Consider the following 19,627-nt stretch of genomic DNA (forward strand, 5'->3'; position numbering starts at 1 on the left):
TGCATATCATTCATTTTCAATAAAAACTTATAAGTGCTCTTTAATTGCACCTCTAAATGATAATCCATACCAGCCTCATAATGAGCAACTAAACTTAATACACGTGCAAAACACATTAAGTCTTCACGCATTTTTAAATTTTTATTTTCAATAATTTTTTTTAAATATTGAATACAAGATTTATTATCCCCTATTCCAAAATACAAGCATGCAATTTTATAGTATAACACCATTACATGATGCACATCTATACGGTCCTTGTGTTTATTAATTCCGTATTCTACAATTTTCACCAAATACAACCCTTTCTCAAAAGTTCCTTCTAAAAAGTGAAGACTCAATCGGTTGGCATTTAGATATAAAAAAACCAGAGAGTTAATGTTATCATTCTTTGGAAAAGCCTTAGACTCTACTATAGATTCTAATTTTTCTAATGTTTGCTTAAATTGTGAGCTATATTTTACATAAAACAACGATTCTAATAAATAATGATTCCCTTTCAAGAAAAATACAGGGTTTAAATAAATCATTTCTTTTTGCTCATAAAATAAGCCTACCCATTTATTAGCATATTTATAGCAAGAAAGAAAATCTTGCATTAAAAAACTGTGCCATAAGTGAGCCTTATAGAGCCATAGTTTCTCTCTAAAGCCTAAATCTTCTATTTTATATTTAGGTAGGTGTTTTTCAAAATACTCCTCCACCATTTGGTGGCTTTCATCACTTTTAACGTAACCAACCTTAAGCATCATACTATACAACTGCATAGATAGATTAGAAAGTTTACTAGTAATTACATTCTGGCCAGACAATTCTTTTGCTTGTATTGCCAGTTCATTTGCCCTATCAGGAATACTACGCGTAATATATTGAGTTTCTATTATTTTTTCTAATTCTACAATCTCATAGGCAATATTCTTCTCCTCATTATCTATAGCAGTAGCCTTTACTTTATCTAATATTTTAAGACTTTGCTTATATAGTCCTTTTTGATACAGAATAGTCGCAAAATCTAACTGCTCCCTAATCTGAACACGTATATTTTGGTTTACAGGATTTAATCTTAAGCTCACCAAAATTTGTTTGTAAAGGTGCGCTTTAAGATTAGATAATTGTTCTTTTTTAACTATTCCGCTATCCAGAATAATTTTCTCTTTATATACCTTAATCTTGTCTAATAAGTTGAATAATGCTAAGAATTTAGCATCAGAATTCACCCCTAATCGCCCAACATACAATTTAAATTGTCGCTTCTCTGACTTAGATAGGGATTTCACTAAAACGAACAAAGCATCTTTATGTACATTTGTCATCGTAAAAAAAATAGTTTATATATTTGTATATCAATCATTTAAAAGAACAAAAAACTATATTAACATTGTAAATATTCATTCTATATTTAGTTCTTTCCTTCTATTGTCATATATTCGTTACGACCAGTTAAAACTACGCAAATATAATGAGCAAAGATAAAGTACAAATTTTTGACACCACACTAAGAGATGGAGAACAAGTTCCGGGATGCAAATTGGATACGGAACAGAAATTAGTAATTGCAGAAAGGTTAGAACTTTTAGGTGTGGATATTATTGAAGCTGGGTTCCCCGTATCTAGTCCTGGAGATTTTAAATCTGTCACAGAGATTTCTAAGTTAATGAAAAATGTTACTGTTTGTGGTTTAACCCGTGCAGTAAAAAATGATATTGAAGTTGCAGCAGAAGCTCTAAAGTATGCAAAAAGACCTAGAATACATACAGGTATAGGAACATCAGCATCTCATATAAAATTTAAATTCGATTCTAACAAAGATGCTATAATTGAACGTGCTGTTAGTGCTGTTAAACATGCTAAATCCTTTGTAGAAGATGTTGAGTTTTATGCAGAAGATGCAGGACGAACAGACAATGAGTTTTTAGCACGTGTTTGCGAAGCAGTTATAAAAGCAGGGGCTACGGTACTAAATATTCCTGATACAACAGGATATTGTCTTCCGGAAGAATATGGTGCAAAAATAAAATACCTAAAAGAGAATGTTACTAGTATTCATAAAGCAATACTTTCTTGCCACTGCCATAATGATTTAGGTTTAGCAACGGCAAATTCTATTGCTGGCGTTGTTAATGGAGCAAGACAAATTGAGTGTACTATAAATGGTATTGGCGAACGCGCAGGAAATACAGCCCTAGAGGAAGTTGTTATGATTTTAAGACAACACCCAACATTAGGACTAGATACCGGAATCAATAGTAAATTATTAAACGATACTAGTTTAATGGTTGCTCAAAAAATGGGAATGATGGTACAACCTAACAAAGCAATTGTTGGAGCAAATGCTTTTGCTCACAGTTCTGGTATACACCAAGATGGCGTCATTAAAAACAGAGAAACTTACGAGATTATTGACCCTGCAGATGTTGGTGTCAATGAATCATCTATTATACTTACAGCAAGAAGTGGTCGTGCCGCATTAGCGTATAGAGCTAAAATTGTTGGATACGAATTAACAAAAGTTCAGTTAGATACCGTATATGAAGAATTCTTAAAGTATGCAGATACTAGAAAAGAAATTGTAGATAACGATATTCATGAGATTATTGAAACAAGTGGTATTAATATTAAAGCCCTAAGTTAATGTATTTAAATATTGCTCTTTTAGGTGGTGACGGTATTGGCCCTGAAGTACTAGCCCAATCCGTAAAATGCCTACAGGCAATAGAACATAATTTTGGACACACTTTTTCTATTACTAAGGCAGACATAGGTGCTATTGCCATGAAAAAGACAGGCAAGCCACTACCTGAAAAAACACTAAAAATATGTAAAAATTCAGATGCCATTTTATTTGGTGCAATTGGCTCTCTTGAATATGACCAAAACCCTAAAGCTAAAGTTTGGCCAGAACAAGGATTGTTTCAGTTACGCAAAGAGCTAGACTTGTTTGCCAATATTAGACCCGTAAAAGTTTTCCCTGCATTAGCAAAATTATCCCCTTTAAATAAAGCCAATATTTTAGATACCGACTTAGTAATTTACAGAGAACTTACTGGTGGAATTTATTTTGGAAAAAAAGAAGTTAGTGATGATGGTACTTTCGCTATGGATGCTTGTGAGTATACTGAAAAAGAAATAAGTAGAATTACACACTTAGCTTTTAAAGCAGCTAAAAGCCGAAGAAAAAAACTCACCCTAGTAGACAAAGCCAATGTTTTAGAGACCTCTAGATTATGGCGTAGAGTGGTTATGAATATTGCGAGCAGCTATCCAGAAGTAAGCCTTAATTGTATGTTTATGGATCATGCAGCAGTACAGATGATACTAAACCCTAATCAGTTTGATGTTATTCTAACCGATAACATGTTTGGAGATATATTGTCTGACCAAGGGAGTGCTATTTCTGGTTCTATTGGTTTACTCCCCTCCTCTTCTGTTGGTATTGGCCATGCTATGTTTGAGCCTATCCATGGTTCGTACCCACAAGCTAAAGGTAAAAATATAGCAAACCCAGTTGCATCGATTTTAAGTGTAGCCATGCTATTACAACATTTTGACTTACAAGAAGAAGCCAACGCAGTAATAACTGCTGTGCTTAAATCTTTTGCTAAGAAAATAGTTACTCCAGATGTATTAGGAAGCAGTAAATACGGTACAGACTATGTCGGAGATTTTATTGCTAATAACATCTCGGATGATTCTGATGATGACTTAAAAATAAATGATGAAAATATTGGGTTAGGAAAATCCACCATAATTTAAACCCCATTTTTTCCAATTAGTTTCTCCTCAAAATAATTAAATTCTTTTCTTAAAAGAAAGGTGCTCATCTTCTTCCTCTCTTTTACATATTCAAAAATTAGGGCAACGACTGCCATTTTTCTCTTTTTACCTGAAAAAGAAAAGTTAAATGAATCATAACCTTCCTTTAATAAGGTTACACTATTTGCATCTGGTAACTCAAAATATTCCGTCCTTTTGCAATAAGCGGTTGTTTAAAATGGTTTCCATAATAAAAAAGCAGGAGCTCCATTAAAAACGAAAAAGCTTAGCATACTAATATGGGACAGAACAACTCTATCTACACTTTTTTTTAACAAACGGAAGTGTAATAATCGTATTCATAAACACCCTTGCAATAAACCCACCAAAAACAGGCCATTAATAAACTCATAATCTTTTATAAATTCAATTTCATCTACCGTAATAACCTCTTCCGCGTTATGAACATTGAAGACTACTTCATTTTTTTTTACAAGACATCACTTTGAAATTAAAAGATAATTTACCCCTTCTCATTACCATGATACTTACCAAACAACACCTTTTTTAAAGTTTACAAAATTTTCTTTTTTACAAGAAAAAACACAACTCAATATTATATTAACCAAAGCCGCATCCTCTATTTTAATGGATATTCTATTTAAATACAAAGAGTAATTATTTAATTAAAATAAAAAACAAAGAATTCAACGTATTCATTATTGAATGTCTTAACGCATTGTTTTATCTTTACAGGCTTTAAATCCAACTAATGAAAATTTCTTTTAACTGGCTTAAACAGTTTATAAACATCGATTGGGATTCCCAGAAAACAGCGGAACTCTTAACAGACCTTGGTCTAGAGGTAGAAGGCGTTGTTCCTTTTGAATCTGTAAAAGGCGGTTTAAACGGTGTTATTGTAGGCCATGTGTTATCCTGTGAAAAACACAGCAATGCAGATAAACTTAAGATAACCCTTGTAGACATAGGAGGAGAATCTCCTCTACAAATTGTTTGTGGCGCCCCTAATGTAGCAGCAGGACAAAAAGTTCCTGTAGCAACAATCGGAACAACTCTTTATACAAAAGAAGGAGAAGGTTGGACTATAAAAAAAGGAAAAATCAGAGGGGAAGAAAGTCATGGAATGATTTGCGCCGAAGATGAACTAGGAATTGGAGAAAGCCATGATGGTATTATGGTTTTAGCAGAAAACTTAACTCCAGGAACCTTATGCTCCGAAATTTTTGAAATAGAAAACGATGAAGTTTTTGAAATTGGCCTCACGCCAAATAGAGCGGATGCCATGAGCCATTTTGGTGTGGCAAGAGATTTAAAAGCCGGACTTAAGCAAAAAGAAGTTGAAATAGAATTAATTACACCTCCTGTAACCAATTTTAATGTAAATACCAGATCTCTTAAATTCGATGTATCGGTAGAGAACAACGAATTAGCTCCTAGATATGCAGGAGTAACACTAAGTAACCTAATAGTACAACCATCTCCAGATTGGTTACAAAATAGATTAAACGCTATTGGTATAACTCCAAAAAACAATCTTGTAGATGCAACCAATTATGTATTGCACGAATTAGGACAACCACTACATGCTTTTGATGCTGCTAAAATAAAAGGCAATAAAATAGTTGTAAAAACATTACCTAAAGGAACTAAGTTTACTACGCTAGATGGCATAGAAAGAGAATTACATGAAGAGGATTTAATGATTTGTGATGCAGAAAAGCCAATCTGTATTGCTGGTGTATTTGGAGGCTTGCATTCTGGAGTTTCAGAAAATACTACCTCTATCTTTTTAGAAAGCGCCTATTTTAATGCTGTTTCTGTTAGAAAAACTGCAAAAAGACACGGATTAAATACCGATGCTTCTTTTAGGTTTGAACGTGGTATAGATATTGAAAATGTAGAGTATAGCTTAAAAAGAGCTGTTCTATTAATTAATGAAATTGCTGGAGGAGAAATTACTTCTGATATTATTGATTTATACCCGAATAAGGCTAAATCTTTTGAAGTTTTTGTTCCTTTTGATAAAATACACCGTCTTATTGGACAAGAAATACCAAGAGATACCATAAAATCTATTTTAACCTCCTTAGATATAAAAGTAAAAAGTGTAACCGAAGCAGGCTTAGGTCTCGAAGTTCCAACATACAGAGTAGATGTACAAAGACCTGTAGATGTTATAGAAGAAATTTTACGAGTTTACGGATACAATAATATAGATTTTACGCAAAAATTAAACGCTTCTATTGCTGCTACAAGTAAATTTGATGATCATAAAGTACAAAACACTATTGGCAATGCCCTTGCCTCTAAAGGTTTTTATGAAATTATGACAAACAGCCTTACTTCACCAGAATACACTTTGCTTTCAGAGCATTTAAAACAAGAAAATTCTGTTACTATACTAAACCCGTTAAGCGCGGATTTATCTGTCATGAGACAATCTTCTTTGTTTTCTTCGCTAGAGGTAGCTGCTTATAATATCAATAGAAAGAAATCTAATCTTCAGTTATTTGAATTTGGAAAAACCTATCGCATAGAGAACACAAATAGAAAAGAGTCTAAATATTTAAGTATACTAATTAGCGGAAACAGAAATAGCCCAAATTGGAACGAAGACCCAAAAAAATCTGATTTCTTCTACACCAAATCTATAGTAGAATTTGTACTAGAGCGCTTAGGTATACAAAACACAAAAAGTATTCCTGTAAATAATACGGATTATTCCGAAGGTTTATCATACGAGATAAAAGGTAAAAATATTGTAGATTTTGGTATAATAAAACCATCCATTTGTAAAAAAATAGATGTAAAACAAGATACAATGTTTGCTCATTTTAATTGGGATTTAATTTTAGAACTAGCAAGCAAAAATAACATCGTATTTAAAGATATACCTAAATACCCTGAAGTTAAAAGGGATTTTGCACTACTGTTAGATGACCATATTACCTTTAAAGAAATATATGATATTGCATTACAGACAGAGAAAAAAATACTTAAAAAAGTAAGCCTTTTTGATGTCTATACTGGGAAAAAATTAGCTTCCGGAAAAAAATCTTATGCAGTCAGTTTTACCCTTCAAGACAACAACAGTACACTAACAGATAAACAGATTGACAAAATCATGAGCAAATTAAAATATAGATTTGAAAATGATTTAGCTGCCGAACTAAGATAGAAATTATATCTTCTTTGGAACAAAGACGCTATCAATCTCATGGATAACCCCATTACATTGGTTGGCGTCTGCATTTGTAATTTTAGCTGTATTCCCAAATTGATCGGTTAGGACAATATCTGTACCATCCATTGTAGCTATTAACTCATCTCCTAAAACCGTGGTAAAAGAAGCTGTACCATTCCCTTGACACATTTGCCTTAATATATTAGAAGCACTAATATTACCAGCAACAATATGATGCGTTAATAAAGAATACACCTCTTTTTTATTATCTGGTTTTAAAAAACTGCCGAGATTAAATTCGGATAAATTATCAAAAGCAACATTCGAAGGAGCAAAAACTGTAAATGGGCCATCTGAGCTAAGAACATCTTCTAAATCTGCCATTTTTATCACAGCCATCAAAGTAGTATGATTTTCTGAAATACCTGTATTTGTGCTAATAGAGAATTCTGGATTCATTTTAAAAGAGGGCTCATTTTCTTTAGAAGAAGAAACAGTCTGTGCCACACTAATAGCTGAAAACAACAGCAAAAGTGCTGACAAGGGGTACGCCATGCGATTCATAGGTTATAGGTAACGGGGGTTAATATTTATCGTTCTCGACGAACAGTATAAATTCTCCGTTAATATACAATATTGTTCTAATTATAAGAAACCAAAACACTCCTCCGTATTCGTATTAACAAAATATTAACATATTTATTGTACTAAAACAAAACCCTATTAAAACTATGGATTAATCAATACAAATAATTTAGATAGAAATAAACTATTTAACGAAGATATTATAAGGCACTCCATTTAAATCTATATTATCAATAAACGCACCATCTGGAGCTGGTTTTACACGCAATAGACCCTAGCTCATTAGAACCTATTTTTCTATACCCTATTAACATAAACCCATTTTTATCATCAAAAGCAACAACGGTAGTTTCTTTAATTTTATACTCTACATTTATTTGCTCTGTCCTTAAAAAATTTTCATAAAAATATAACGTAGTCAAATTGCTTTCCATATTATAAATTGCTGGTATACTAGTTATAATAGCTTCATCCGCAAACTTATTGTAATATAGATTTCCTTGACTATCAAAATTATATTGGTTTGAATTATGAAATTCAGGAGCTGTACTCTCCTCGTATCTAACATATTGTAATACTAGAGTAGACGCATTTAATACAGAATGTAACTCCTCATAACTAATGATTATATTACCATCTTGCCGCTTAAAAATATTTTTAACACTATATCCTAAGCTCTGATTATCTATAATACTAAAACTATCATTACTAAAAATTAGAAGATTATTTTCGTTAGTAATCTCGGCATCTAGAGTTAAAACAAATAACCTGTTATTAGAAAATACCATTTGCAAAGGTTTCTGGGTCAGTTCTAATTCTACAAAGCTAAATTCAGAAGAAGAACTATCTATTTTACGCAATACATATTTTTTTTGCAAAGTAGTTGTTCCTATCTGATACGCTACATAGAAATAAGAATCATGACGAGCAATGGCTATAACATTTATACTACAGTCTAATAAATCTGTAAAAACATCTAGCCTTTTCTCTTCTCCTCCTTTAAAATCATAGGAAATAATTTCTCCTTTACAATCAGCCGTTTGCCTATAAAAAGTTTGGATACTCCCTTCCGAGAAATCAATTACTGGTTCTGGAATAGTAGAAAAAGTACTATTATCATTATTAAAAGTTACTCCGTAGTAATCCGCATTTAAATGTTGTACCTCAATCTTGTTTTCCTTGTGCAATAACACCGAATAATCGACAGCAACACTACTAATTTCTTTTTTAAGTTCTTGTTCGCTAGTGGATTTTGTGCATCCTATTATTACCAATGCAAAAACCACCCATACATAACTATAGGTCTTCATAAGAATAAAATTTGGGATCTAATAAAGTGAGTTTTACTTCACGTACATTTTAAGACGTTGCTCTTTTATAGCTTTATCAGACATATATTCATCAAACGTTAAATAACGGTCAATGTTGCCTTTTGGAGTTAATTCAATAACCCTATTTGCGACTGTTTGCGCAAATTCATGGTCATGTGTTGTAAAAAGAACTGTACCCTTAAAATTCTTTAAAGAATTATTAAATGCCGTTATACTCTCTAAGTCTAAATGATTCGTAGGTTCGTCTAACATAATAACATTTGCACGTAACATCATCATTCTACTTAACATACACCGCACTTTTTCTCCTCCAGAGAGAACAGTACATTTTTTTAAAGCTTCTTCTCCACTAAAAAGCATTTTTCCTAAGAAACCTCTAATAAACACTTCTTCTCTCTCTTCTTCTGTTTTTGCCCATTGGCGTAACCAATCTACTAAACTTACGTTTTGATTAAAGAAAGAAGCATTATCTGCTGGTAAATACGATTGGTTCGTGGTTACTCCCCACTGAAACTCACCCGCATCTGCTTTTCTATTGCCATTTATAATTTCATAAAAAGCACTTGTAGCTCTAGAATCTTTAGAAAAGAAGGCCACTTTATCCCCTTTTGCCAAGTTTATATTTACATCTTTAAAAAGTAAATCTCCATCTTCTGATGTGGCTGTTAAACCAGATATATTTAAGATTTGATCTCCTGCTTCTCTCTCTCTTTCAAATATAATTGCTGGATATCTTCTACTAGATGGTTTAATGTCTTCTACTTTTAACTTAGATAACATTTTTTTTCTAGAAGTTGCCTGTTTACTTTTAGCCACATTCGCGCTAAATCGCATAATAAACTCTTGCAATTCTTTTGCTTTCTCTTCAGACTTTTTATTTTGTTGTGCTCTCTGTCTTGCCGCTAGTTGACTACTTTCATACCAAAACGTATAGTTTCCAGAATATAGATTCATTTTACCAAAATCAATATCACCAATATGCGTACAAACCGTATCTAAAAAGTGTCTATCATGAGAAACTACTATTACTGTATTTTCATAATCCGCTAAAAAGTTTTCTAACCAATTTATGGTTTCAAAATCCAAGTCATTGGTTGGCTCATCCATTATCAATACATCTGGAGAACCAAACAAGGCCTGAGCCAACAACACTCTCACTTTTAATTTTGGATCTATTTCTGCCATTAAAGTCAAATGTAAATCTGCTTTAATACCTAAATTAGATAATAATGCTGCTGCACTACTATCTGCATTCCAACCATTCATTTCCTCGAATTGTACTTGTAACTCTCCTATTCTATCTGCGTTTTCATCTGTATAATCGGCATAAAGAGCATCTATTTCCTTTTTAATCTTAAACAAAGGCTTATTACCCATTACCACAGATTCTAAAACAGTATACTCATCCGATGCATTATGGTCTTGCTCTAAGATAGACATACGCTTACCTGGCTCTAAATGCACATGACCAGATGTAGGGTCTATTTGCCCCGCAAGAATTTTAAGAAAAGTAGATTTCCCTGCGCCATTGGCTCCTATTACTCCGTAACAGTTTCCTTGCGTAAATGATACATTCACTTCATCAAACAACACTCTTTTCCCAAACTGCACAGATAAATTAGATACCGATAACATAATTCTTTCTTTTAAATTTCGTGCAAAAATAGAGAATTTTATCCCCTAAAACCAATATTCTTATATTGCATATTAAATAATACATTAACGTTGTTTCTCTTTTTTTTAACTCGCTATTAACAGCGTAGACCCCCAGTGTTCCTTATTTTTGAATGTTACACAGTAACTATTTGCCCATGAATAGAATTTTACTTCTTTGTTTTCTTTTATTATTAGTAAGCTGTAGTACAGTAGAGAAAGGTTCCCCAAGCGTTTTTTTTGCAGGTGAAATCGTTAACCCTACAAGTAAGTATGTCGTATTACACAAAGGTGAAAAAGTAGTAGATTCTGCTTTGCTTGATACTAACAATCGATTTTCTTTTACATTCGATTCTATCCCACATGGCCTATATAGCTTTAACCATGCTCCCGAACACCAATATGTTTATCTAGAGCCTGGAGACAGTTTAATGATTCGCTTAAATACTGTAGATTTTGATGAATCTCTTATATTTTCAGGCAAAGGGGAAAGCATTAACAACTTTCTACTAGATTTATTTCTAGGTAATGAAAAGGAAGAATTACTTGTTCGTAGAAGCTACAACTCCCTAGAGCCAGACGATTTTAGAAATAAAATAAACTCCCTTAGAGAAAAAAGATTGGGAGAATTAAAAACCATTAAAATGGAGGGTAATTTATCTGACGAAGCCTATAATATTGCTGTCGCCAGTATCAATTACACCTATTACAATTATAAAGAACGCTATCCTTTTGATCATAGAAAATACAATAAAGATAAAAAGATAGCCCAACTTCCTGATGATTTCTACAACTATAGAAAGAATATTAATTTTAATAACCGCCAGTTAAATTACTTAAGACCTTATTATGATTTTATGCGGTCTCATTTTGGAAACCTGTCTTATATGACATGTTCTCACAAATGTATTATTAAAAATAATGAAGTAAAAAACAAACTCCATTTTAACAAACACAAATTAAAATTAATAGACAGTCTTGTTATAGAAAAGGAACTAAAAGACAACTTATTCCGAAACGTTGCCTTTGATTATCTTTTAAAAACTAACGACTCCTCTAAGAACAATGAAACCTTTATAAAAGAATTTCATAAATTATCTGGAAGCAATAGACACATAAAAGAGATTGATGACCTTTATACAGGTATTAAAAATATACAACCTGGAAATAAAATTCCAAATATCATCGTAACGAGTGCATATGGCGACTCTGTTGTCTTACAAGATATTACAAAAGGAAAAAAAGTAATTTTTTACTTTTGGTCAGAGACCAACAAAAAACACTACAAAAGCATCTTTAAAAGAGTTTCCCAATTAAAAGCAAGAAAAAAAGGATATACCATTGTAGGAATAAACTTTAAAACTAAAGAAGATAATTGGAAAACTATAATTAACCGTAACAACCTAGACACTAACAATCAATACAGAGCCAGTAGTTTTGATGAGCTATCAAAAAATTTAATTGTCTACCCATTAAATAAATGCATCATAACAGATAATAAAATAATTGTAGACGCCTTCTCTAATATCTATGGAAGACTTTAAATTTTAGAATGGTTTAGAAGCATTTTTTCATACATTTTACTCGGTAAAATTTTTTTTAATACAATAGAAAATTTCTGTAAAAAAGAACCCACCTTATAATGAACTTTAGGATTACTGGTATTTATTATTTTTAGCACCATTTTTGCCACCATAATAGGGTCTTCCCCTCCATCTACATCATCGTCAATAGCCTTTAATGTTTTCCCGTAAGGTTTTTCATATGCTGAATCTTTAATTACAGGAGAATGGTAACGCCCTGCAGCTATATTCGTTGCAAAATCCCCAGGAGCCAAAGTAGTTATTTTAATTCCAAAATCTTTAGTCTCCATACGTAAAGATTCTGTTACTATACCTAGAGCTCCTTTAGTAGCGGAATAAATACCCCTATACGGCAACCCCATATAACCAGCAATAGAAGTTATATTAATAATAAGACCTATATTTTGTTTTCTCATAAGGGGCAATACACCCTTTATCACATTTATTGGACCATTAAAATTGGTATCAAACACATTTAAAATCTCTTCATTTGGCGTTTCTTCTATGGGGCCCGTAATGCCTACCCCTGCATTATTAATCAATACATCTACCCTACCCTCTTTCAATATTAACTCCTTAAAAGCTATAGAAATACTCTCTACACTTCTTACATCCATTTGCAATAATGAGAATGGGTTAAAATCTGGATATTTATCTACATTTCTTGTGGTACCATAAACTACATATCCTTTTTTAGATAAATACGTTCCTATAGACTTTCCTATCCCAGAAGAGCCGCCTGTAATTAATACTATTTTCCTTTCCATACAATTGCAAAGAAACAAATAAATTAAAGGATTTTAATAAAGGAAGTTTAATAAAAGAGAAGAAACTATCGGGTATAAAAAAGGCAAGCTACCTACATCGCACCGCTACAACCTAATACCCTTGCTGCGTTCCCACCCTGGGGGATTCAAAGGGAGCTGGTCGTGTAGGACTTGCCAGATGCAAATATACAACCTTTTAAAACTTTCACAATCCTTTTAGTTTCTAATTTTTATGAATTAACTTGCTCCAATATATTTACTCTCTAAGTTTTCTATTAAGACGAAGCTAATTAAAAAACGTAACGCTTTTTTCTTTAAAATGTAACCCTATGAATATCATTAAGTTATTTATCTCATTTTCTTTATTAATCCTTTTATTCAGCTGTGGAGGCAGTAACCCTGCTGCTAGTTCTTTATTTGAAATTGGACTAGAGGGAAACCAAAAAAAATTCACTCAAAATGAAATTGTAACCATAACATTAATAAATAAAAAAGAAAAAAATATTAATAACGTTACCTATTCCTTAGATGGAAAAGCCCTAAATGTAACCGACAATAAAATAAAACTTAACACATCTACACTTGGTAACAAAAGTATAAAAGCTAAAATTTCGTATGAGGATACAACCGCTGAAATAGAAAAAAAAATAACCATACTTTCTTCTAAATCTCCAGAAATTTACACCTATGAAATTATCAAAGAATACCCGCACGATATTAAAGCATACACACAAGGTTTAGAATTTTATAAAGACACACTTTATGAAAGTACAGGTAGAAGAGGACAATCTTCTTTACGCAAGGTAGATTATAAAACAGGAAAAATTCTGCAACAAATTGATTTAGACAAAACTTATTTTGGAGAAGGTATCACCATATTAAATGATAAACTGTACCAACTTACTTGGCAAAGTAAAACCGGTTTTATTTACGATTTAAATTCCTTTAAAAAAACTGGAAACTTTCAGTATGGCGATAGTAAAGAAGGATGGGGACTTTGCAATGACGGAAAAAAATTGTTTAAAAGTGATGGCACAGAAAAAATATGGTTTTTAAACCCAGACACTTTAATAGAACAAGAATATATTGAAACAGTATCTAATAAATCGGTATTTAACAAAGCTAATGAACTAGAATATGTAGACGGAAAAATCTATGCAAATGTATACCAAAAACCAAGTATAATGATTATAGATGCTACTAGTGGGGCTATAGAAGGGGTTATTAACTTTAGTGGTCTAAAAAATAAAGTTACTAAACATGATGCTATTGATGTGCTAAACGGAATTGCATACCACCCTACTCGTAAAACTTTTTTTGTTACCGGAAAAAACTGGGATAAACTTTTTGAGGTAAAAATACTTAAAAAGTAAACGCATGCCTTTTGAAAAAAAAATAACCGTTGTCGCTAATGACTTAGACGAACTAAAACATGTAAACAATGTACGTTATGTACAATGGATACAAGATATATCTAAAGAACATTGGAAAGCTAGAGCCCCAAAAAAATTACAAGAAAACACCATCTGGGTAGTACTAACACATTATATTACCTATAAAAAACCTGCACAATTAGGAGACTCTATATTGATTAAAACTTTTATAAAAGAAAGTAAAGGTGCTATTTCTGTGCGAGTTGTAGAAATGTTTAACGCCAAAACAAATTCGCTTTTATTACGTTCCAGTACCGAGTGGTGTTTATTAAATGCCAAAACTCAAAAACCTATGCGAATTTCAGAAGACCTAAAAAACGTCTTTATAAAACCTAATAGCAATACTGCTTAATAAATTTTAGAATGCGGGCCTATCTATACTTAATCCCAATAGTATTTCTTATTATTTTTGGTTCTTCTTGCCGAAAAAATTTTGAGTACGCCCCTAGTTCTGGAAATTTATCTTTCTCTAAAGACACTGTGTATTTAGACACTATTTTCAGCAGTATAAGTAGCAGCACTTACTCACTCAAAGTATATAATAAAACTAGAGATGATGTGGTAATACCAAATATTTCTTTGGAAAATGGAGAAAATAGCGGATATCGTTTAAATGTAGATGGTGTCGCCGGAAAATCTTTCCATAATATCCCTCTTTTTGCGAAAGACAGTCTCTTTATTTTTATTGAAGTAACACAGAGTATAACGACGCAGCAAAATTCCATACTATATACAGATGTTATTTTGTTTGATTCTGGTATAGACCTACAACAAGTCTCCTTGGTTACCCTAATTAAGGATGCCGTTTTTATTTACCCAACTACTTTAGGTAATAACACTAAAGAACAAATATTTATAGGTTTTAATGACTCTGGAAAAGAAATTCTTACCAATGGAACTACCTTAAAAGGTGAGAAATTACATTTTACAAATAAAAAGCCTTATGTAATATACGGCTATGCATCTGTTCCTAGCGACAATGAACTCATAATAGATGCAGGATCCAGAATACATTTTCACAAAAACTCAGGCCTTGTTGTTCAGGAAAAAGCCTCCATAAAGGTTAATGGGGTTTTAAGCCTAGACGAAAAACTACAAGAGGGAGAAGTTATTTTTGAAGGAGACCGCCTAGAACCAGAATTCACCAATATTCCTGGACAATGGAGTTCTATACGATTAAACAAAGGAAGCATTAATAATCTAATTAATTACGCTACCATAAAGAATGCCACTAATGGTATATATATAGAAGGTGATGTAGAAAACCCAGATAATAGATTACAAATAAATAACAGCCAAATATACAACAGCAATAATATTAATTTATGGGGTAAAACTGCTAAAATAAATGCAACAAATATAGTCCTTGGTGGCGCGGGGAATACTAGCCTGTTCTGTAATTTAGGAGGAGAATACTCCTTTATACACGCAACTATTGCGAACTATTGGACTCATGGTTTTAGAGAAGGCTATGCACTTAAAATAGATAATAAAAATGATTTAATTTCTTCTGAATTCAGTAATTGTATTATTGATGGCAATAAAAATGATGAATTAAATTTTGAACTTAATAAAGACGCACAATTTCAAATTTTATTTACAAATTGTATAATTACCACTAGTGTAACAAACGAAGGAAATCCACTTTTAGATTTCTCTAACGAAGAATATTACGCTAATACCTACACCAATGAAGATATTGGTTTTATAAACCCCAACAAGAACAATTTTACTATCAAAAACACTTCTTTCGCCATTGACAAAGGCAATCTAGAGAAGTATTCTCTAGCCCCTTTAGACTTAAAAGGAACCAACAGATTACCTCTCCCAGATATTGGAGCTTTTGAGTTCATTAAAAATAAATAATTATTTTTGTAGGTTTTTTCTTTCTTTTTTTCTGATTTTTCTTAATTTAGAGAAATAACCTTTTTTTTTATAAGGTTTTGGTTGGGTCAATTCTTATTAGCATTACCTAATTTGCATCTAAACAAAATCCATTTGCACTATAAATACACCATAATAGATTCCAATGCAACTTCCAATTTGCAATTACAGCATTACATGGAAGACTATGGTGATTTTACGTGCATTAATATTTCAAAAAACAAAAAAGAAGGACTACATAGTATTCTTAAGTTTTTGCCAGAGGTTGTTATTATTAACCTAAACGAAAACTCCGAAGAGTATTTTAGTATGATTACAGAGTTACACCAGTATTTAGAAAAATTACCCATATTTATAGGAATAGCAAAAAATAAAAATTTTGCTTACAATGCTATTAAAAATGATTTCTTTGATTACTGGCTACAACCTTATAACGAATATGAGATATTAAAGTCGCTCCTTAAATTAAAAAAGAAACTTCCAAAACAAGAAGTACCACAAACATTATGTTTAAAATCTTATAGTGATTTTCAATATTTAAACACAAACAACATACTTTATTTAAGAGCAGATAATAATGCTACTGATTTTCACATGAAAGATGGCACGATTAATAATGCCTATAAAACACTTAAAACATTTGAAAGTCAATTACCTCCTAATTTTGTTCGTATTCACCAAAGCTACATTGTAAACACCAATTACGTATCTAGAATAAATTATGGTAAATCTATTTGTGCTTTACGCCTAGTAAAAGTACAACTACCTTTCTCTAAATCTTACAAGATAAACGTAGACCAATTAAAAAAAGTACTATCTAGCAAAACCATTTCTTCGCTTAACTAAAAGATATTTCTCCTCCTTTTCTTTTTTCCTTTATACTTTCTATAATATATTCGCAAACTACAAATACGCAACGCACTGATTATGCGTTATCTATACACACCTTCAATGTGTTTTTCTCTACACAAAAAAAGACCTTACACTACTGCTTTTCTTTAAATACTCGTAGAACTAAGACAAATACTCACAGATAGCTACCAAATACTAGTATGTTTTTACATATAGACCTTTCCTACCCTCTCTTCTCTAAATTTACAATAGAAATATAACCCGAAAACAATTTAGAAAATGAAAAAAGTAGCAAGTATTGTAGCAGTAGCATTATTTACATTAGGTATGTTCGCAACAGCAGTTAACACAGGAGATTCAGATTGGTCAGATCTTGCAAATGCAGTAGCATGTGATGATTGCGACCCAGGACATACTGGTAGAGGCAATGCCTAAAATATATACACATTTAAAAAGCCTTAAATTTTTAGTTTAAGGCTTTTTTTATACCTTTATTTTAATGAAGGCACACACCATAATATCCAAAAATAAATTTCCGCAATACATTTGCTTTATAGCCCTTTCTGTATTCTTTTGTGCCTGCACCAATAACAAAGGAAGCGAACAAAAAAAAATAAAAAAAACAGCTCAACAAGATAGTATTAGCACTTGGGTTGCCAACGCAGAAAACAAAAACCTACCGAAAAAAGAACGCTTAATTTTTTTAGAAAAAGCATACATCCTCAACAAGAAACAACCCAAAGATTCGAATGCCACTAAAACGCTTTCCACAATATCCTACACCTATTACCAGCTAAAAGACACTTTACTGTTTAGAAAAACCAATAAAGAAACCATTGCACTTGCTAAAATAAGTAAAGACTCCACAACCCTTGCTAATTCGTATTGGGATTTGGGGGGTTATTTAAGTAATAAAAAAGTAAACGACAGCGCTTTTTTTTACTACCACAAAGCTCAAAAGATTTTTAGCGCTAAAAAGAATAATTACTTAGCTGGTAGAATGTATAATAGAATGTCCTGGATACAACAGAGCATAAATGATAATACAGGAGCCGAAATAAACTGTACAAAAGCAATAGAATTAATAAAACCGTTAAAAAAATACAATGAACTATCTAGCTGTTATTCCACTATGGGGGTCATTGCTAATAATTTAGGAGAGCAAGAAAAATCTATAGGCTATTATGAAGAAGCCTTTAAATACGACAATAAGAAACCTAAAAAACAAAGCCCTAATTATAGCATACTAAATAATATTGGGGTAGTTTACAAGAGTAATAAACAATATGCTAAAGCTATACCATATTTTAAACAATTAACAGAAATAGATAGTTTTAGTATAAAAAACCCTACTCTATACGCAACTGCATTAAACAACTTAGCCTATGCTAATTACAAGCTAAATATCTTAGACAATGTAGAAGCTCAGTTAAAAAAAGCATTGAAAATTAGAAAAAACCTCGGTAATACAGCAAAAATAGCTGGTAGCCACTATAGCTTAGGAGAATATTATTTAACTAAAAAGGACACTGCAAAAGCGCATAAAGAAGCTTTATTAGCTAAAAAAAATGCAGAATTAAGCACCGCTAACAAACGCATATTAGAAGCTCTAGAATTATTAGCATTAACCAACCCAACAAAAGCTGCAGATTATCGCCTAGAGCATATACAATTAGCTGACAGATTACAAAAAGAAGAACGTAAAATACGTAATAAATTTGCTCGTATCCGTTTCGAGACAGATGAATTTATTGCTGAAAATCTATTATTAGAAAGACAAAAACAACTCTGGACTGGTATTGCAATTGGTCTTATTCTTTTGATTATTTCTATCTATATAATTGTTACACAACGAGCTAAAAACCAAAAACTTAAGTTCGCGCAGCAGCAGCAAACTAATAACCAAGAAGTATTTAATTTAATGCTTGCTCAAAAACAAAAAGTAGAAGAAGCCAAAAGACAAGAGCAAAAAAGAATATCCGAAGAACTACATGATGGCGTACTAGGTAAAATGCTAGGTGCTAGAATGGTACTTACTGGATTAAACAAAAAAGCCGACCCAGAGGCTATCGCAGAAAAAGCAAAAGCAATAGTAGCTCTAAAAGATGCAGAAGGCGAGGTAAGAGCAATTTCTCACGAATTAAGTCACTCTGCTTATCAGAAAATTCCTAACTTTATTAATTCTATAACAGAACTATTAGAGTCCCTTGCTAAAAACGCAAAAATTGAACAAGATTTTAATTTTGACAATACAATGGATTGGGATACGTTATCAGGAGACATAAAGATTAATGTATATAGAATGATACAAGAATGTGTACACAACTCTATAAAACATGCAAATTGCTCCAAAATTTACGTGAATTTTGAAATTCATAAATCGAATTTTGAAGTTACTGTTGGCGATGATGGACAAGGTTATGTCCTTAATAAAGAGAAAAAAGGAATTGGATTACGAAATATTAAATCGAGAATGGAAAAACTTAATGGTCACTTTACTGTAGATACCGCGCCTGGTCGTGGCACCTCATTTTTCTTTAATATTCCTTTTTCAAAAGTACCTGAATAGAAAGAAAATAAA

Annotated in this window: 15 protein-coding genes and 1 other RNA gene; 10 read left to right on the forward strand and 6 right to left on the reverse strand. The window is 32.0% G+C overall.

From position 1 onward, the window contains the following. Nucleotides 1–1,313, reverse strand: a 1,313-nt coding sequence (locus QZZ51_RS00005) for a hypothetical protein (RefSeq protein WP_291864096.1), incomplete at its 3' end; no start/stop codon positions are given. A gap of 146 nt (nucleotides 1,314–1,459) precedes the next feature. Here QZZ51_RS00005 and QZZ51_RS00010 point away from each other — a divergent pair. From QZZ51_RS00010 to pheT, 3 genes are all read left to right on the forward strand, one after another. Next, nucleotides 1,460–2,632: a 2-isopropylmalate synthase gene (locus QZZ51_RS00010; RefSeq protein WP_291864099.1), complete on the forward strand. Its 1,173-nt coding sequence runs from the start codon at nucleotides 1,460–1,462 to the stop codon at nucleotides 2,630–2,632. Next, nucleotides 2,632–3,753: a 3-isopropylmalate dehydrogenase gene (gene leuB, locus QZZ51_RS00015; protein WP_291864101.1), complete on the forward strand. Its 1,122-nt coding sequence runs from the start codon at nucleotides 2,632–2,634 to the stop codon at nucleotides 3,751–3,753. The genes QZZ51_RS00010 and leuB overlap by 1 nt, the downstream gene beginning before the upstream one ends. Nucleotides 3,754–4,525: 772 nt before the next feature. Then, a complete protein-coding gene (pheT, locus tag QZZ51_RS00020; protein WP_291864104.1) occupies nucleotides 4,526–6,952 on the forward strand; it encodes a phenylalanine--tRNA ligase subunit beta in 2,427 nt (808 codons plus the stop codon). Nucleotides 6,953–6,955: 3 nt separating this feature from the next. On the opposite strand, the gene QZZ51_RS00025 is transcribed toward pheT, so the two are convergent. The 3 genes from QZZ51_RS00025 to QZZ51_RS00035 form a co-directional block, all read right to left on the reverse strand. Further along, complete coding sequence (locus tag QZZ51_RS00025) at nucleotides 6,956–7,513, reverse strand: fasciclin domain-containing protein (RefSeq protein WP_291864106.1); 558 nt, start codon at nucleotides 7,511–7,513, stop codon at nucleotides 6,956–6,958. Between the two features lie 260 nt (nucleotides 7,514–7,773). After that, the gene (locus tag QZZ51_RS00030) at nucleotides 7,774–8,853 is read right to left on the reverse strand and encodes a hypothetical protein (RefSeq protein WP_291864108.1); all 1,080 of its coding nucleotides are present in this window, start codon (nucleotides 8,851–8,853) and stop codon (nucleotides 7,774–7,776) included. Between the two features lie 33 nt (nucleotides 8,854–8,886). Further along, nucleotides 8,887–10,509, reverse strand: a complete 1,623-nt coding sequence (locus QZZ51_RS00035; protein WP_291864111.1) for an ATP-binding cassette domain-containing protein — start codon at nucleotides 10,507–10,509, stop codon at nucleotides 8,887–8,889. A 176-nt stretch (nucleotides 10,510–10,685) separates the two neighbouring features. On the opposite strand from QZZ51_RS00035, the gene QZZ51_RS00040 reads away from it, so the two are divergent. Continuing rightward, nucleotides 10,686–12,071, forward strand: a complete 1,386-nt coding sequence (locus tag QZZ51_RS00040) for a redoxin domain-containing protein (RefSeq protein ID WP_291864114.1) — start codon at nucleotides 10,686–10,688, stop codon at nucleotides 12,069–12,071. Here QZZ51_RS00040 and QZZ51_RS00045 read toward each other — a convergent pair. Next, the gene (locus tag QZZ51_RS00045; protein ID WP_291864119.1) at nucleotides 12,068–12,877 is read right to left on the reverse strand and encodes an SDR family oxidoreductase; all 810 of its coding nucleotides are present in this window, start codon (nucleotides 12,875–12,877) and stop codon (nucleotides 12,068–12,070) included. The genes QZZ51_RS00040 and QZZ51_RS00045 overlap by 4 nt on opposite strands. A 78-nt stretch (nucleotides 12,878–12,955) precedes the next feature. Continuing rightward, nucleotides 12,956–13,054, reverse strand: an RNA gene (gene ffs / locus QZZ51_RS00050) — signal recognition particle sRNA small type. Between the two features lie 152 nt (nucleotides 13,055–13,206). On the opposite strand from ffs, the gene QZZ51_RS00055 reads away from it, so the two are divergent. The 6 genes from QZZ51_RS00055 (at nucleotide 13,207) to QZZ51_RS00080 (ending at nucleotide 19,615) form a co-directional block, all read left to right on the forward strand. Continuing rightward, nucleotides 13,207–14,250, forward strand: a complete 1,044-nt coding sequence (locus QZZ51_RS00055) for a glutaminyl-peptide cyclotransferase (protein ID WP_291864122.1) — start codon at nucleotides 13,207–13,209, stop codon at nucleotides 14,248–14,250. Between the two features lie 4 nt (nucleotides 14,251–14,254). Next, entirely contained in the window at nucleotides 14,255–14,662 is a 408-nt protein-coding gene (locus QZZ51_RS00060) for a thioesterase family protein (RefSeq protein ID WP_291864125.1), read from the forward strand. A gap of 11 nt (nucleotides 14,663–14,673) precedes the next feature. Next, complete coding sequence (locus QZZ51_RS00065) at nucleotides 14,674–16,176, forward strand: hypothetical protein (protein WP_291864128.1); 1,503 nt, start codon at nucleotides 14,674–14,676, stop codon at nucleotides 16,174–16,176. 132 nt (nucleotides 16,177–16,308) lie between these two features. Then, nucleotides 16,309–17,040, forward strand: coding sequence for a response regulator transcription factor (locus QZZ51_RS00070; RefSeq protein ID WP_291864131.1), 732 nt, complete (start codon nucleotides 16,309–16,311; stop codon nucleotides 17,038–17,040). A 285-nt stretch (nucleotides 17,041–17,325) separates the two neighbouring features. Then, nucleotides 17,326–17,481 (forward strand): hypothetical protein, encoded by a 156-nt coding sequence (locus QZZ51_RS00075; RefSeq protein ID WP_291864133.1) that lies wholly within the window; start codon nucleotides 17,326–17,328, stop codon nucleotides 17,479–17,481. Nucleotides 17,482–17,545: 64 nt separating this feature from the next. Beyond that, nucleotides 17,546–19,615: an ATP-binding protein gene (locus QZZ51_RS00080; RefSeq protein WP_291864136.1), complete on the forward strand. Its 2,070-nt coding sequence runs from the start codon at nucleotides 17,546–17,548 to the stop codon at nucleotides 19,613–19,615. The last annotated feature ends 12 nt before the right edge of the window (nucleotides 19,616–19,627 follow it).

Origin of the sequence: Maribacter sp. (assembly GCF_016744255.1) — a bacterium.
Lineage (GTDB): Bacteria > Bacteroidota > Bacteroidia > Flavobacteriales > Flavobacteriaceae > Maribacter_B.